General features: G+C 37.5%; 14 protein-coding genes. 9 read left to right on the forward strand and 5 right to left on the reverse strand.

Features of this window, described 5'->3' with window-relative positions; all coding sequences use genetic code 11:
* The first annotated feature begins 8 nt into the window (after positions 1-8).
* Positions 9-350 (forward strand): hypothetical protein, encoded by a 342-nt coding sequence (locus ABR854_RS03885; RefSeq protein WP_350264039.1) that lies wholly within the window; start codon positions 9-11, stop codon positions 348-350.
* Between the two features lie 5 nt (positions 351-355).
* On the opposite strand, the gene ABR854_RS03890 is transcribed toward ABR854_RS03885, so the two are convergent.
* Positions 356-3,304, reverse strand: a complete 2,949-nt coding sequence (locus ABR854_RS03890; RefSeq protein ID WP_350264086.1) for a DEAD/DEAH box helicase — start codon at positions 3,302-3,304, stop codon at positions 356-358.
* A gap of 304 nt (positions 3,305-3,608) precedes the next feature.
* Complete coding sequence (locus tag ABR854_RS03895) at positions 3,609-4,103, reverse strand: dihydrofolate reductase (protein WP_350264040.1); 495 nt, start codon at positions 4,101-4,103, stop codon at positions 3,609-3,611.
* Between the two features lie 264 nt (positions 4,104-4,367).
* Between ABR854_RS03895 and ABR854_RS03900 the strand changes: the two genes are divergently transcribed.
* The 8 genes from ABR854_RS03900 to ABR854_RS03935 all read left to right on the forward strand — a co-directional run bounded on the left by ABR854_RS03900 (position 4,368) and on the right by ABR854_RS03935 (position 10,726).
* Positions 4,368-4,556, forward strand: coding sequence for a hypothetical protein (locus tag ABR854_RS03900; RefSeq protein WP_350264041.1), 189 nt, complete (start codon positions 4,368-4,370; stop codon positions 4,554-4,556).
* Between the two features lie 17 nt (positions 4,557-4,573).
* Complete coding sequence (locus ABR854_RS03905) at positions 4,574-5,659, forward strand: hypothetical protein (protein WP_350264042.1); 1,086 nt, start codon at positions 4,574-4,576, stop codon at positions 5,657-5,659.
* Positions 5,660-5,799: 140 nt separating this feature from the next.
* A complete protein-coding gene (locus tag ABR854_RS03910; RefSeq protein ID WP_350264043.1) occupies positions 5,800-6,375 on the forward strand; it encodes a pentapeptide repeat-containing protein in 576 nt (191 codons plus the stop codon).
* Positions 6,376-6,385: 10 nt separating this feature from the next.
* Positions 6,386-7,783 carry a hypothetical protein gene (locus tag ABR854_RS03915; protein ID WP_350264044.1) on the forward strand — a complete coding sequence of 466 codons (1,398 nt, stop codon included), beginning with the start codon at positions 6,386-6,388 and terminating at the stop codon, positions 7,781-7,783.
* Between the two features lie 477 nt (positions 7,784-8,260).
* Entirely contained in the window at positions 8,261-8,713 is a 453-nt protein-coding gene (locus ABR854_RS03920) for an isoamylase early set domain-containing protein (RefSeq protein WP_350264045.1), read from the forward strand.
* A gap of 165 nt (positions 8,714-8,878) precedes the next feature.
* On the forward strand, positions 8,879-9,352 hold the full coding sequence (locus ABR854_RS03925) for a hypothetical protein (protein ID WP_350264046.1): 474 nt from the start codon (positions 8,879-8,881) through the stop codon (positions 9,350-9,352).
* Positions 9,345-9,977, forward strand: coding sequence for a hypothetical protein (locus ABR854_RS03930; RefSeq protein WP_350264047.1), 633 nt, complete (start codon positions 9,345-9,347; stop codon positions 9,975-9,977). Before ABR854_RS03925 ends, ABR854_RS03930 begins: the two co-directional genes overlap by 8 nt.
* Positions 9,978-10,051: 74 nt before the next feature.
* Positions 10,052-10,726: a TVP38/TMEM64 family protein gene (locus tag ABR854_RS03935; RefSeq protein WP_350264048.1), complete on the forward strand. Its 675-nt coding sequence runs from the start codon at positions 10,052-10,054 to the stop codon at positions 10,724-10,726.
* Between the two features lie 57 nt (positions 10,727-10,783).
* On the opposite strand, the gene ABR854_RS03940 is transcribed toward ABR854_RS03935, so the two are convergent.
* Genes ABR854_RS03940 through ABR854_RS03950 form a run of 3 tightly spaced genes read right to left on the reverse strand, consistent with a single transcriptional unit; the run spans position 10,784 to position 15,325 of the window.
* Positions 10,784-13,822 (reverse strand): efflux RND transporter permease subunit, encoded by a 3,039-nt coding sequence (locus ABR854_RS03940; RefSeq protein WP_350264049.1) that lies wholly within the window; start codon positions 13,820-13,822, stop codon positions 10,784-10,786.
* Between the two features lie 49 nt (positions 13,823-13,871).
* The gene (locus ABR854_RS03945) at positions 13,872-14,240 is read right to left on the reverse strand and encodes a four helix bundle protein (RefSeq protein WP_350264050.1); all 369 of its coding nucleotides are present in this window, start codon (positions 14,238-14,240) and stop codon (positions 13,872-13,874) included.
* Between the two features lie 41 nt (positions 14,241-14,281).
* Positions 14,282-15,325 carry an efflux RND transporter periplasmic adaptor subunit gene (locus tag ABR854_RS03950; RefSeq protein WP_350264052.1) on the reverse strand — a complete coding sequence of 348 codons (1,044 nt, stop codon included), beginning with the start codon at positions 15,323-15,325 and terminating at the stop codon, positions 14,282-14,284.
* Positions 15,326-15,328 lie beyond the last annotated feature (3 nt).

The raw sequence follows: 15,328 nt of genomic DNA on the forward strand, positions 1-15,328 counted from the left end.
CTAAAATTATGAAAAAAGTATTTTTATTGCTTTTGCTTGCCCTATTCAGTACGAATACTTATGCCCAAAAAACAAAACTACTTTTAGCTGAAAAAGTAAAATACGAAGCCGTAAATGCCAAAGAAAACGAAAAAAACGACCAAGAACTGAAAGAAGAAATGACAACCTTTTTGGGGTTTGGACTAAGATTATCTCTGAAAGGCGTTGAAGAAACAGTAAAAGAAGAAAACAATCAAAAGAAGAAATCTGCATTGCGGCTACAAGTGGGTTTTCAGATGCCAAAATACATAAAAACCCAACCACCTCAGAAACTCTTCAAAGTCGGTTGGGATTTGGGGATTTTGCGGTGAAAAATCTACTCCAACAAGCTCAAAATATCATCCTTCGAAAGCGATTTTACGAAATTTTCTTCGGTCGTAATTAGGTTATCAAAAAGCTTACGTTTATTTCGTTGCAAGGTCAGAATCTTTTCTTCAACCGAATTTCGGGTAATAAATTTGTAGGTAAACACCGTATTTTGCTGCCCAATTCGGTGGGCTCTGTCAATGGCTTGTGCTTCAATCGCAGGATTCCACCACGGGTCGAGCAAGAAAACGTATTCGGCCGCTGTCAGATTTAAACCCAAACCTCCTGCTTTCAACGAAATCAAGAAAATCTTTATCGAATTGTCATTCTGAAAAATATCTACTTGCTCTTGGCGATTATTGGTCGAGCCGTCAAGGTAGCAATAACGAATATTATTCTTCTCCAGATAATCTCGGTAAATATCCAAATGCTTCACAAACTGACTAAAAACCAACACTTTATGACCTTCCTCGATGATGGTTTCGAGTTTTTGCAAAACCTCTTCATTTTTTCCAGAATCGCCTTCGTATCCTTCATCAATCATTTGTGGATGATTTGCCAACTGGCGTAATTTGGTCAAACCTTGTAGCACCGCCATCTGAGATTTACCGAAACCTTTCTCTTCGATTTGCTCCAAAATGATATTTCTATAATAAGATTTGGCTTCTTCGTAGCATTTTTCTTGCTCTTCGGTCATATCGCAATAATGAATACTTTCAACTTTCGGCGGAAGTTCGGTTGCTACCTGCGACTTGTGGCGTCGCAACATAAAAGGCTTAATCAAGCTATACAAACGCTTGTTTTGCTTTTCATCTTGATGTTTTTCAATCGGAATCTGGTATTCGTTTTTGAAATAACTTTGTGTACCCAAAAGCCCTGGATTAATAAACGTCATTTGTGTCCATAAATCCATTGTACTGTTTTCGAGTGGAGTACCCGTCAGAATCAATCGATTGGCTGAATTAAGTTGCATAACCGCCTTTGAAATATGCGAACTTGGATTTTTGATTGACTGCGATTCATCCAAAATCACATAATTAAATCGGTAATCTTTGATAACATCAATATCAATTCTGAGAATTCCGTAGGAAGTCAGAATCAAATCATAATTATCAAACTGTTCGGTATTTTTCTCTCGATTAGTGCCTGTATAAATAAACGCTCGAAGATTGGGTGTAAATTTCTCGATTTCTTTTAACCAATTATAAATCAATGAAGTAGGCATCACCAAAAGATTGGGGTGTTCAGCCAGCCCAGCTTCTTTCTGTGATTGTAAAAACGCCAGTGTTTGAATGGTTTTACCCAAACCCATATCATCAGCTAAACAACCACCCAGTTTGTATTCGGCCAAGAATCGCATCCAATCGTAGCCAGCTTTTTGGTAAGGTCTAAGATTAGCGTTTAAGCCTTTTGGAAGCTCGTACTGACCAATTTTATCAAAATTTCGCAGTCTTTCGAGCTTTCGAGTAATGACCGAAAACGCCAAGCCTTCATCGGTTAAATCTTGTACTAAAACCAAATGATGTTTTTTCAGAATCGTTAAATCGCTCTCGTCGAGGTTATCGACATAACTAAATAATTCTGAATATCTCGTAAACCATTCTTCAGGAATAACCGCAATTTGCCCATTTGGTAGCGTAAACTCTCGTTTATTGGCCAAAATCAAATTCCGAAGTTTCAAAAATGGAATTTCAAATTCACCGAAACGCACTTTTGCTTTTATATCAAACCAATCATTTTTTTCTTCAATATGCACCTCAATCGACGAGTATCCCAAGAAATATTGCTTCTGATTTTGACTATTATCAGCCTGCCTTACCTCAAAACTATTTTCTTCGAGCACCTTCGCATTACTTTGCAACCACGAAAAAGCGGGTCTTTTTGGTACTAAACTACGGCCTTGACGTACATCTAAACCCAAATCTTTTAGCAAGTTTACTTGTGCTTTTTCATACTTCAAATCTCGTTTTACTTTATGAAAAACCCAACTATCTCCCGCCCGCTCAACACTTACATAAGCCTCAGCCGAGAAATTATCAAAACGAAAAGTATAATTGCCGTATTGAAACGATAAATCGAAAACTATTTTGTTTTCTTCATCATTTTCTTCTTCCTCATCGTTATTATCAAATAACGCTACGGCTACTTTTTTTGCGGCCAAGACCTCCGAAATTGATAAAACTGGCTTCGATTCGTGTTTTTCAAATCTAATCTCAAATCCTTGTGCAAAAACATCGAACTGAGCCACCAGCGGAGCGATGAATTTCTGGTAATAAGTTTCCTCAATATTTCGAGGAATAATGATATGATTTTTATTCAGAAAAGGCTTTAATTTCTTGCCATCAACTTGCTTCTCGAAATGATATAATTTATCGTCAATAAGTAGCCAAGCTGGTTCTTCACACAAAATTCGGGCATTTTTAAACTGAAAATGTACTCGTTCGCCACCGCATTTGATGCTCGGAAAGTAATGCGTATTTTCTTCGTTTCGGATAAAATTAAAGTAGGCTTTCGCTCCTTCTTGTATGTTTTTGATGACTTTCCAAGTAGGATCACCATCGTTACTCATGATATAAAGTGGCTTTTTCAGCAATTTCTCTAAGATTTCGGCTCGGTGTTTTTCCATGTAACCATGAATCGTTTCTTGAAGCAGTTTATCACCTTTTTCGGAGTCGAATGTTTTCAGAAAAAAATCAAGTGGAGCAAGTTTTTTTGGGCTAAATTTCTTGACAACGGCATCTTGTTGAATGGCTTCGGTGAGTTTGACGAGCGTAAAATCATCGACATCAATTCGCTCTGAAAATTCAGAAATATTTTTCGACGAAACACTCTGATTTTGCAGCGTCAGTTCGCCTTTACTGTTGAGTTGCACCACAAAGGCTTCAAACAAAAAACCCAGATATTCGTGTTCGAATAACGAATAGACCATCTGAAAAGGTTGTAGTGTAGATACTTTCATATTAACAAAATAGGAAGCCCTCCCACTCGGGAATTTGGGTGAAACCAATCTTATCTGTGTCATTTCTCAAACTTAGAATTAAACCAAACCACAAAAATGAGCAGGATTAGCCTGTAAATCAAATTTAGGACTCCAAAAAGTAGTGTTTGTAATAAAAATAATATTTAGGACAAAACCCAAACAACGAATATAGATAAACGCCAGCAGCAGAACAAAGAAGATAGTGGTTTTTTATTTAATGGAGTGAATGTAGCACAATTTTCTAAATTGTGTTCTGTGTAATGGCACAATTTAGAAAATTGTGCTACCTCCTCACCAACTCAACAAAATCGAAATCGTATTCATTTTTTTCGTCTTTTGGGTGCGAAACTCTGGCAATTTCTTTCCATTCGTTGGTATCTAACGCAGGAAAAAACGCATCGCCTTCGATGCTGGTTTTTACTTGTGTAAGGTAAACTTTATCAGTAATTTTTAAGGCTTGCTCATATACATTTCCACCACCGATTATGAATATTTCTTCATTTCCTGCGTAATCTTTAGCGGTTTCGATGGCCTGTTCGAGCGAGTTTACTTTTAGAACTCCTTCGGGTAAGATCAAATCTTTTTGGCGAGAAATAACAATATTGTTACGATTGGGTAATGGTCGGCCGATTGACTCAAAAGTCTTACGCCCCATAATGACCGAATGCCCAGTAGTAAGTACTCTGAACTGCTTCAAATCAGCCGAGAGCTTCCAAAGTAATTGATTATCTTTTCCGATTACGCCATTTTCGGCGGTAGCTACTATTATTGAAATCATTGATTTAGGCATAATTAGGATTTAGGTATTAGGAGTTAGGAAGCTAAAAATTTTGTAAAATTAATAAACTTCTTCTTGATTATGAATTTATTCAAAACCTAAAGCCTAAAGCCTATCAACCTAAGCCCTAAAACCTGCCCTTCAACCATCGAAAAATCCCTTCTTCACTTTTATTTTTTCAAAATCAAAATATTTTCCCCAATTTCGAGTTAATATGGCATTGTGGTTGCTTATATGTATTCATATTTACTAACCGCAATCACCATGAAAATACGCAATCACCGAGAATACACAATTGCTTACGAAAAAGCTGCTATAATGATAGACGCTGGTTTTGGCGGAAATTTTGAACGTGAAAAATATTTTCGTGAAATAATAACTGCTATTATTGAGTACGAAAAAATCACGACTCATCAGACTTTCCCCAATCCGCCCGTGAGCATGAGTGCTTAAAACGAGCCTATAAGCCCATGTCTTTTTTTGACCGAGTAAAAAACCTTTTTAGTTCAAAACCTACGGACTCTTCGCCCCAAGAAGATGCCATTGTTTTGAATGCCCCACAAATACCAATTTCCCAAGAAGTAATTGCAGTTCCCACATCTGAAGTACAGCCGTTTTCACCCGAAATGGACATCATACCGTTTTGGCTTGAAAATGAAGATGCACTGCGTGATGAAGGTGTAATTTTTGGACTTTCAGAAGCAAAAGCAGAAGAGAAAATTGGAGCAATTCGCAATTACTTTGCTCACCAAACCGCTGAACTCGAAAAAACAGTGGAGTATCATTCCGAAAAAATCGGTGAGATAAATCTGCTCATTGAGCAAAAAGAAACTCGCATCAATGAACTGACCGAAAAAACACGGATACTCGAAAATCGTGAACGTACTGACCATCAGCTACCACGTACGGTCATTGGTATTGTGCTTTCGTTGGCAATGTGTGTCGGTAACTATTATCTGATTGATGAATCCATTCTGACCAATTTTCCTGAAAATCATTATGTGATTGCACTCGGAATTTTCTTGGCAGGAATGTTCAATTTATTCAATCCGAAATCGCTTTTCCACGAAAAAGAATCTTCTATTTCATGGCAACAGCTCCTCGAAGAAGTCGGAATGCCGCTGGCCGCTTCGGTTTTTGTGTTTGTGCAATCGCTTGCGGGCGACGCTTCGCACAATCAGAGTCTTCTTCGCTCATTTGCCTTGTTTTTCTTTGTATTTTTCTTGTTTTTGTTTGCTGGAAAATTGCTTTTGAGCAATCTGACCGTACTAAAAACTGATTCGGGAATTTGGACTGATAATCTTCGTTTACAAAAAGATAAAATCAACAAAGCCCAAGAATGGGAAAATGAAATAACCAAACTCAAACTCGAAATTGATGAACAAAGAGTAGAAAAATGGAAAATCGTTGATGCACTCAAACTACCAGAAGCCGAACTCAAACGCCTCAACGAACGCCGTGAAATGCTCGTAAAACTCTTTGAAAGTGAGTTTAACTTGGCACGCAGCTACCGTGAAAAATTAACAGGTAAGCAAATACAAGATATTTTGAAATAAGATTTAATTAACTATCTACCCATTAAAATGGGAGTCTAAGAGAACAATAGAATATTTTATAAAGACTTGATAACTTTAGGTCATCAAAACGAAAGAATTTCCGTTGTTCCCTTAGACAGTGAATTTATTCACTGTAAGCAATGATAAAACCAATCATAGAAGAAGAAGAATTTAGTGGAATAAATTTCACCCAAGAACCTCTCCGAAAAGGCGAGTACGAAGGCTGTGTGTTTACGAACTGTGATTTCTCGAATTTACATCTCTCGAACTTCGATTTTGTGGAGTGTGAGTTTGAAGACTGCAACCTAAGCAACGTAAAAGTTAGCAATACTTCCTTCAAACATGTGAAGTTCAAGAATTGTAAGTTGTTGGGTGTAAATTTTGGTGAATGTAATCCGTTTTTGTTTTCGGTAAGTTTCGATGATTGCTTTTTGCATTTAGCTGGTTTTTATCAACTAAAAATGAAAGGAACGAAGTTTAAAAACTGTAATCTGAAAGAAGCAGATTTTACTGAAACCGACCTTTCGAGTGCAATTTTTGATAATTGTGAATTTGTTTCGGCAGTTTTTGAGCGAACAATCTTAGAAAAAGCCGATTTACGTACCTCACAAAATTTTTCAATTGATCCCGAATTGAATCGAGTAAAAAAAGCAAGGTTCTCGCTCAATAACGTCCGAGGGCTTTTGGATAAATATAATATTGAAATAGAAAATTAGTTTTCAAACTATGGAAAACCCAGAAGATTATTATAATTCAGACTTCCAGCACGGTTATTTAATCGGTGTTGAAAATATCCGAAAAGATAAAGACCAAGATGATGACCCTTATGAGGGTTACATCTCAAGCCACGTAACCTACGAATGGCTACAAGAACGCATTTCGGAGAAAAAACAAGAAGTAGCTAAAATTGATGCCGAAATAGCCGAAACGAAGGAAAAACAAAAAACTTCGTTCGATAAGCTACAAGAATACGTGATGGGTATCGGTACGCACTCACGCAAAGTTGGTTTTGTACAAGACCAAATCGACGATAACTTGGCTAATATCAAACGAATCGAAGGGAAACGTAATCGTAATGAGTCGCCGTATTCGTTATTTGCAGGAATCTTATATTTGTTGGCAGGTATTGCTTTCGTTACTGGCGATTTGATTATTTCGCACGAAATTGTGGCTTATGCCCTCAATATACGAGATAATTATGAGGCTTGGGCATTTGCAATCGGCTTAGCGATGCTTTCGGTATTGTTAAAACCTGCTTATGATAGATTAGTTGAGCAACCATATATCAACGAATATTCGCCAAAAACTAAGCGTACTTACGCCATCTTTCAAGGCTTTTTAGTAGCATTTTCGGTAGCTACAATGCTTATTTTGGGTTGGTTTCGGTACGAAGCCTACAAAACCGACAAGCTAAAAGAGAGCATCAACAAACAAATTAAGGCGATGCAGCTCAACAGCCAACCAATGGACCCAACGGCCGTAAATCCTGCTGATAATCAAGTACTTATTCAAAAAATGGATGAGCAACTAAAGGCTTATGATAAACTTAATCTTGATTTAGTGAATAGTCCGTGGGCTTTGATGTCATTTATTTTGAGTGGGGTTTTGTTTGCTATTGCAGGTGCAATCTGTTTAGGTATTTCTTTCCCGATTATGCAATCATATTGGTATAACTGGCTTCAAGCAGGACCCGCAATTCGCCGAATTAAGAAACGTAATCTAAAATTAATTGAAGAATTAAAAGCAGCCGAAGGCGAACTGGCTCAACAGATTACACAAAAAAGCATTTTAGAAAACGACTTAGCTTTATTACCAAACTTAGCGGAACTAAAAGCCGAAAGAAGAGAAATCTTGGCTCATATTGAAGATATGCTCAACCGCTCGAAAGTAGCAGACCAAGACCGACGCATCAATACTTTTGACGATGGTTTAGAAAAAGGAAAAGCCAATCGTGACGAAATGACCGACGAAGAATACGAAGAATTTAGAAGTACGTCGGTGCGTCAGATGCGAAATGCTCAAGATACTAAAACAGATGCAGGGCCGAAAGTTTATCGCAATAACGGCCTTCGTCCACATCAGGCTTTACGCAAAGTAATTACTGAGCAGTTTAATCAGAATTAGTAATTGGTTGTTATTAAACAATTATGTGTCATCGACTTGTTAGAAAACAAAGTAGTATTCACAAGTTTTCCTAAGTAATTTGAAAAATGGCTTGAAACTACCCCATTAGGGGTTAAATATTGGTAGAGTATTGCAATAGCGTTGATGGTAAGCGTGCCGTAGGTACGCAACAATAAAAGTAGTGTACCTACGGCACACATTCTTTGATGGGTTGTTATTTTTTCTATCAATATTTAGTGCCTAATGGCACACAAAAACTAATTTAGTAATTACAAATAACCTGTTTACTAATAACGAATAACCCATTGATAATAAGCAATTTAAGTCCAAAGAATTGACTTGAATTGCTTATTTTTTTAATCATTCTTTAATATAATTGTACTATTTAAAGATTTTTTGCACTTTTCAATGATTATTTTAGGAAATTATATTTTTTTATGCGAAACTTTGTATTGTAAACAAACGAAAATACATATTATGTCAAGCAAAAAAATTGATTTTCTTCTTCCTGCCGATGTAGCTGCTGGTGCAACTTCGGGTATTTTATTGGGTGATTTTAACAATTGGGACTCTAACAAAGGTGTTGCTTTAAAACAACAAAAAGACGGTTCATTGAAAGCTTCAGTTAGCTTACAGTCGGGTTCTTACGAATACCGTTACTTATTAAATGATGGCCGCTGGGTAAACGATACACAAGCTTCAAAATATAGTTATAATTCAGAATTTTCAGTTGAAAACTGTGTAATCGAAGTAGCTGCTGAGGCTGCTGCTCCAAAAACTGCTACAACCAAAACGGTAAAAGCAAAAGCAACGCCTGAGCCAGTAGCAGAAAAAGCTCCTGCGAAAGTAGCGAAAGCTAAAGTTGCTGCCGAACCAAAAGTTGAAACTAAAGCCAAAGCAACTAAAACTACTAAAGCTAAGAAAGCTTAATAGCGAGTATTAGAGTAGATAGTTAAAATTATTATGGGGTCTCTTGAATATTTTTCGAGAGACCTCTTATTTTTACCCCAAATTTGATAAACAAAAGCACTGAACAGTACGTTTTAAGCATAAACAGATATATCTACATTTTATATACATCTTAATTGATTCAAAATGGCACAGGCAAAAGTTGAAATCATTGACGCACTGCGTCGGACTGCAAAAAAATTAAGTTCGGGAAACGAATATATGTGGGGCCACATGGGAAGCTGCAACTGCGGAAATCTCGTGCAGGAAGTAACCAAACGTACAAAGGCCGAGATTCATGCCTACGCCATGCAAGGCAACGGCGATTGGAACGAGCAATTGAATGAATATTGTGGAATTTCGGAAATGCCGATTGATATGCTTATTCACGAAATGCTTACGTCAGGTTTTTCGTTGGAAGACCTCCAAAACCTCGAAAAATTATCGGATAAGAAAATTTTAATGCGTCTGCCAGTCGAAAATCGTTATCTTCGCCACAATGTTAAGGCTGATGTTATCGTTTATCTTACGGAGTGGGCAAATATGCTCGAAGAACAACTCCTCGATACTATCAAACTGCCTGAGTTTTTACAGGAACAGAAGACTTTAGAATATGCGTAAAATTATTTTAGCGAGTGCGTTGATTATAAGCTCATTGAGCATTTTCGCCCAAGAAGGAATCCCGACTTCGAGCGATAAAGACAGCCAAACCAAAGTATTTTTTGAAAAACCAAAACCCGAATGGAAAGAAAAACTAAGATATGGCGGAACATTTTGGCTGGGTTTTTTCGGTGCTTTTTATATTGACGCCTCGCCAATAGTTGGTTATGAATTAAACGATAAAGGAACAATTGCGGGTATAGGAGCAAATTTTATTTTTCAAGGAACATTTAACCGTAATAGTTCTACAAACACAAATAATACGATTTTTGGGCCTAAAGTATTCGTTCGTCAGCAAGTTTTCAAACGTTTTTTTGCTCATGCAGAATACGAATTTATAAGAGCTGATGCTTATCAATTTTACTCTTACATTGATAACCCAACCAACCCAAGTGCCGCTTTTAAGAAAGTTTGGGGCAGTTCGCCCCTCATCGGGGCTGGTTTTTATCAAGGAGGCGATGGGCGACGTGGAAGTTTTATCTCGTTGATGTATAATTTAGGTTATCCAAACCGAGGATTTATCAGCCCACAAAGCTTACTTGGTAGTGAAACACCAATTACGCTTCGCTATGGATTTTTGTTTTAAATTTGTAAGTCAAAATATTATTTTTTAGCAATCTCCTTCTCATAAAAAGAAGGAGATTTTTAATTTTATTACCTTTGAAAATCTCCAACAAATACTCATTTCCGCTCATTTCTTCTGTTTTTCTGACGGTTATTCCATTAATTTTTAGTTCAGCTCTTACGGTTACGGTTATAACTCACGAAAATACTGTTTCAGCGTTTAACTGGCAAGACTGGACTCTTATCACATTTATTTGCTGCCTTACCTGTACATTTGCCTTTACTCCTCCTACCTTGTTGGCTCTTATTTTTGGGTATTTCATTTCATGGAATGCGGTTTTACCAGTTTTTTTGATGAATATGGTGGCTATTTTCCTCGTAAACATCATTACCAAACGCATTGATGGTGATAACTTCAGAGATTATCTATCTAATAATATGAATGTTAGTAGTATATTAGAAAATATCCGTAAAGAAGAATTAAAGTTTATTTTCTTTACCAAACTTTCACCAGTATTACCTTTTGCACTCACAAATTTCGTATTTGCTTTATCAGGAGCTAAACTTAAAAATATACTTTTGGGTGGCTTTTTTGGCATGATTCCTCGTACACTCTTAGCAGTTTGGACAGGTTCACAGGCCAAAGAAATCAGACGTTTACTTGAAAATCCGAATGAGGGAAACCTACAAAAGATTTTGGTAATCCTACTACTGGTCGTTTCGGTGGGTGGAATTTTATATTATGTTCTGCCACGAAGGGTAAAAAACTAAAACCCGCAAAGTCTCAGAAAAGAGAAACCTTGCAGGTTTTAATAGTAACCTGAAAAATCACACACTTGGCGGCAGCAATTTATACATCACAGGCGTAACGATTCTGGTCAAAATCAATGATGAAATCAATCCGCCAACAATTACCAAAGCCAAAGGTGAATAAAGTGGTGAGTGTTCCATAATTAGCGGAATCATACCACCGATGGCAGTCATGGTTGTCAGAACGATTGGAATGAAACGGGTTTCGCCAGCTTCTTCGATGGCCTCATCTATACTCAAACCATTCTCTTTCCGCAAGAAATTGGTATAATCTACGAGTAAAATAGAGTTTTTTACCTCAATTCCTGCCAAAGCAATGATTCCCACAATAGCCGTGAATGAGAGTGAATTTCCTGTAAAAAGCAAAATCAAAATTGCTCCAATCATTCCGAGCGGAATAACTGAAAGTACGATAAACGTACTTTTGAAAGTTTTAAATTCGAGAATCAAAATAGCAATAATTCCAAAAATTGTGATAATAATAATTGTGCCAAGTCCACCAAAAGTTTCGGCCGAACGTTCCACTTCTCCAGCCATTTTAAACTCATAACCTTTCGGAAGTTTGATTTTATTGAGTTTCTCAACGGCTTCTTTCGTCACATTTGGCGTAAGAAATCCACTTTTGATAAAAGCAGAAACGGTTGAATATCTATCTCGGTCGTAGTGATTGATCCTGTTGGGCGAAGTCTCGAAACCAACGGTAGCCAATTGGCTCAAAGGCACGAGCGTTCCCATTTGATTGGCTACAAATATTTTAGAGAAAACATCCATACTTGGGCGTTGTTCACGAGGTAAATTTACATTGAGGTTCATTTCTTCGCCTTCTTTTTCTTTATAAATTCCAAGATTAACGCCCGCAATTCCCATTCTGATGGTGCGGTCAATATCAACCGTCGGAATACCCAACATTCCTGCTTTATCTTTGTTGATATTTACTCGTAAATCTACATTTTGTGCCGAAAGTGCATTATTTACATAAATTGTGCCTTTTGTATCTTTGAATGCTTGCTCAACTTTTGCCGAAATAACTCGCAACGAATCAAGGTTTTCGCCCATGATTCTGACCGCCAAAGGTGCTTCAAACGGAGCCCCTTGCTCAAACTGAATCACACGGATTTTTGCTCCCGCATACGAGTCGAAAATACCTCTTAATTCATCAATAAATTGCTCCCGTTCTGGCACTTCTACTTTATCTTGTAGCTGCACAAAAAGTTGTGAATAATTAGAAAGTGTTCCGCCTACGGGCAAAGTATTGTAATAAATTCTTGGATTACTTTTTCCTACGTTTGTCGCAAAATTCTTGACGATTTTATGTTTCAAAAGTTCTTTTTCTACAAAACGAGCTGCTTTGTCAGTTTCTGATAAACTTGTACCAAGTGGTGTTTCTATATTTATCAAAAATTGTGGTTTTTCGGAGCGTGGAAACACGCTCATACCAACGATTGGAATCAAAGCCAAACTTCCTACAAAAATCAATACAGCTACCAAAAGAGCAGTTTTGGGATACGAAAGTGCCTTATGCAATACTTTTCGGTACGAACCTTCGATGCCTTTTTTCATCAAACGCAATACAATATTTTCGCCGTGTTCTTCACGTGGCATTAGTTGGCTGGCCAAAAATGGTACGATTGTGAGCGAAACAAAAAGCGAAGCGATGATGGTCATAATTACGGCCATCGGTAAACTTCTGATAAAATCTCCTGCCGATTCGGGTAAAAAACAGAGCGGTAAAAACGCAAAAATCAAAGTAGCTGTACAGCCCAAAACTGCCAGACTGATTTGCTTCGTTGCTTCGATGGCTGCTTCTCGACGTGGCATTCCAGTTCGGAGAAATCGAGCGATGTTTTCGACTACTACAATTGAATCATCTACCAACAATCCGAGGGCAATTACAAGCCCAACTACGCTCAATTGATTGATACCAAAACCAGCTAAATCGAGCATCGTCAGACCGATTGCTAAAGACAACGGAATGGAAATCATTACGATAATGGCGGGGCGAATACCCAATGGAATGAGCGTGATGAGTACCAATAAAATGGCAATACCGAAGTCACGAGCCAAACCAAACAAACGAGTTGAAACGCTTTTTACTTGGTCGAAACTTTGTTCAAATTTAATATCTGGTGGTAAGTTCTTGGCAAAACTATCAATGATTGGCCGAATTTCTTCGCCCGTTTTGAAGATATTGCTGCCGTCCTTCATGGTAGCAGTAATGAAAACTGCTCTTTTTCCATTCAAACGACCTAAATAATTTTCTTCTTCGTAGTCAAATTTTACATCAGCAATATCTCTCAAATAAGTTACGGTTGTGCCTGACGAACTCACGATTGTACTTTTTATTTCATCAAGGTTTTCGTAGCTACCCGAAGTTTTTACACTAAATTTCCGACTGCCGATTTCGATATTTCCTGCGGGAACGTTGGCATTTTCCGATTGAATTGCCCCCAAAACTCGGTTCAGCGGAATTCGGAATTGAGCCATTTTATCCAAATTGATCGAAATTGTGACCTGTTGCTTAGGAAATGCCCAAATTTCAGAAGTTTTTATTGATTTTACTTTTAATAATTTATCTTTCAGATTGTCGGCTTCTTTTTCCAAATCTTTGTATGGCGTAGTTTCTGACATCAACGCACATTGAATGATGTTGACACCTTCAGGCGTAAAACGCAGCACATCCATGCTATAAATATCGGCAGGGAGTTTACTACGAATAGCGTTTAATTCACGCACAACTTCGTTATATTTATCATCGGGGTTGATTGAATGTACAAATTCCAAACGGATTTGAGCCACACCTTCATCTGATGTAGAAATAACTTTTTTAATATCGCTGATTTCGGACATTTTATCCTCAATCGGATTAACGATGAGTTTTTCCATATCAGCAGGCGATGTTCCTGGGTAAACCACCACGATACTATTGAAAGTTGCCTTCAAAGCCGGGTCTTCGGCCTTAGGCATATTGAGCAATGAATTAACTCCAATTGCCATAATCATTACAAAAATGATAATGGTAAATTGGTAGTTTTTGACGGAAAATTCGACGAGACGCATTATAATTAAGAATTAAGAATGTAGAATTAAGAATGAAAGAAACGTTTCATTAGTCATTATTTTCTCTTGTTGTTTTTAGAATTGATGCAAGAATTTTCTTTATTTCATCACAATCTGAATAAATAGAAGTATATTGATTTTCATCTAAATAATCGGTGGCTTTCAGTAGCCTTAGCCAATAGAGGGTTTCACGAGTTTCTTTATATGAGATTCCAATTTTTGAAGCAAATTCTTTTCGACTAAATGCTCCCACTGCCTCTTCCACATTTGCACCTATTGAAGTTCCGCTTCTAAGAATTTGCTTCGCAAGGGAGTCTATATCTTTATGATTTTTTTTCAACCACTGATAAAGTCGAATAATTCTTACCGAAAATGCAAAGGATTTATCTACAATAATATTTGAAGAATTAGATTCCATAAATTTAAAAATTAAATACCATCATTCTTAATTCTGCATTCTTAATTAGAATTTATCTTCACCTTTGCATTATCGCTCAAGAAATTAGCTCCTTTTGTTACAATCTGGGTGCCTTCATTTATGCCTGAATTGATGGCAACATTGCTTCCAAAGATGCTCCCAACGTTTACGGAAATTTTACTAACTGATTGATTTGTAGCGTTGTAAGCATATACAAACGCCGTGTTTTTATCAGCCTCAACTAATGCTTCAATCGGAACAGCGAGTGTAGAAGCACCTTTTCCAGTCGAAATTTCAGCTTTGGCTACGAAGCCAGAGATGAGTTTTTTGCCGTTGGGTTGAATCTGTAATTCGGCCTCGAATGTACCAGTAGCAGGGTTTACAGTTTGGGCTATTTGCGTAATTCGAGCTTGAAAGGCTTCGTTTGGATAAGCATCTAAATAGACCGTTGCCACATCACCGATTTTTACTTTTACTACATCACGGTCGGCCAAACCTACGTTTACGATATAGGCACTTTCGCCCGTTCCGAGAATAAATGCTGGGGCAAACGGCGTGATGAGTTCGCCTTGTTCAGCTATTTTTCTAAGAATACGTCCGCTCGTTGGGGCGTAAATTCTTGAGAGTTTTTGGTTAAATTCGGCAACTTGTACGCTTTGTTTGGCTACATCGAAACCTGTGGTTGCATCTTGAACATTGGTGAGTGTAGTGGCTTCGTCGGCGTAGAGTTTTTTTACTCGTTCCAAATCTCTTTCTGATTTTTCTAAGCCCAGTTTTGCTTGGCGAACTTGGGCATCAATTTCTGACAAATCGAGTTCGGCTAAAAGTTGTCCTTCTTTTACAGATTGTCCTTCTTGTACATAAATTCTACGAATCATCCCGCCAGTTTTAAATGCCAATTTCATTTCTGATTTTGACGAAAGCACACCACTCGCAATAATTGGTTCACTCAATGATTTACGGCCAACTGGTTGCACTTCAACCGTCAGAATCTCTTCGGCTTCTGCTTTCTTTGTTTCTTGTTTCTTGCCACAACTTGCTATCAATAAAGTAGTTGCAAAAATAATGAGCGTACAACTTTTCATATA

It is taken from the genome of Emticicia sp. W12TSBA100-4, assembly GCF_040253585.1.
Classification (GTDB): Bacteria; Bacteroidota; Bacteroidia; order Cytophagales; family Spirosomataceae; genus Emticicia.

Excerpts from the sequence above, each read along its gene's own strand:
- ABR854_RS03885 (WP_350264039.1), top strand. The coding sequence starts at position 9 with ATGAAAAAAGTATTTTTATTGCTTTTGCTTGCCCTATTCAGTACGAAT.
- ABR854_RS03890 (WP_350264086.1), bottom strand. The coding sequence starts at position 3,304 with ATGAAAGTATCTACACTACAACCTTTTCAGATGGTCTATTCGTTATTC.
- ABR854_RS03895 (WP_350264040.1), bottom strand. The coding sequence starts at position 4,103 with ATGATTTCAATAATAGTAGCTACCGCCGAAAATGGCGTAATCGGAAAA.
- ABR854_RS03900 (WP_350264041.1), top strand. The coding sequence starts at position 4,368 with ATGAAAATACGCAATCACCGAGAATACACAATTGCTTACGAAAAAGCT.
- ABR854_RS03905 (WP_350264042.1), top strand. The coding sequence starts at position 4,574 with ATGTCTTTTTTTGACCGAGTAAAAAACCTTTTTAGTTCAAAACCTACG.
- ABR854_RS03910 (WP_350264043.1), top strand. The coding sequence starts at position 5,800 with ATGATAAAACCAATCATAGAAGAAGAAGAATTTAGTGGAATAAATTTC.
- ABR854_RS03915 (WP_350264044.1), top strand. The coding sequence starts at position 6,386 with ATGGAAAACCCAGAAGATTATTATAATTCAGACTTCCAGCACGGTTAT.
- ABR854_RS03920 (WP_350264045.1), top strand. The coding sequence starts at position 8,261 with ATGTCAAGCAAAAAAATTGATTTTCTTCTTCCTGCCGATGTAGCTGCT.
- ABR854_RS03925 (WP_350264046.1), top strand. The coding sequence starts at position 8,879 with ATGGCACAGGCAAAAGTTGAAATCATTGACGCACTGCGTCGGACTGCA.
- ABR854_RS03930 (WP_350264047.1), top strand. The coding sequence starts at position 9,345 with ATGCGTAAAATTATTTTAGCGAGTGCGTTGATTATAAGCTCATTGAGC.
- ABR854_RS03940 (WP_350264049.1), bottom strand. The coding sequence starts at position 13,822 with ATGCGTCTCGTCGAATTTTCCGTCAAAAACTACCAATTTACCATTATC.
- ABR854_RS03945 (WP_350264050.1), bottom strand. The coding sequence starts at position 14,240 with ATGGAATCTAATTCTTCAAATATTATTGTAGATAAATCCTTTGCATTT.
- ABR854_RS03950 (WP_350264052.1), bottom strand. The coding sequence starts at position 15,325 with ATGAAAAGTTGTACGCTCATTATTTTTGCAACTACTTTATTGATAGCA.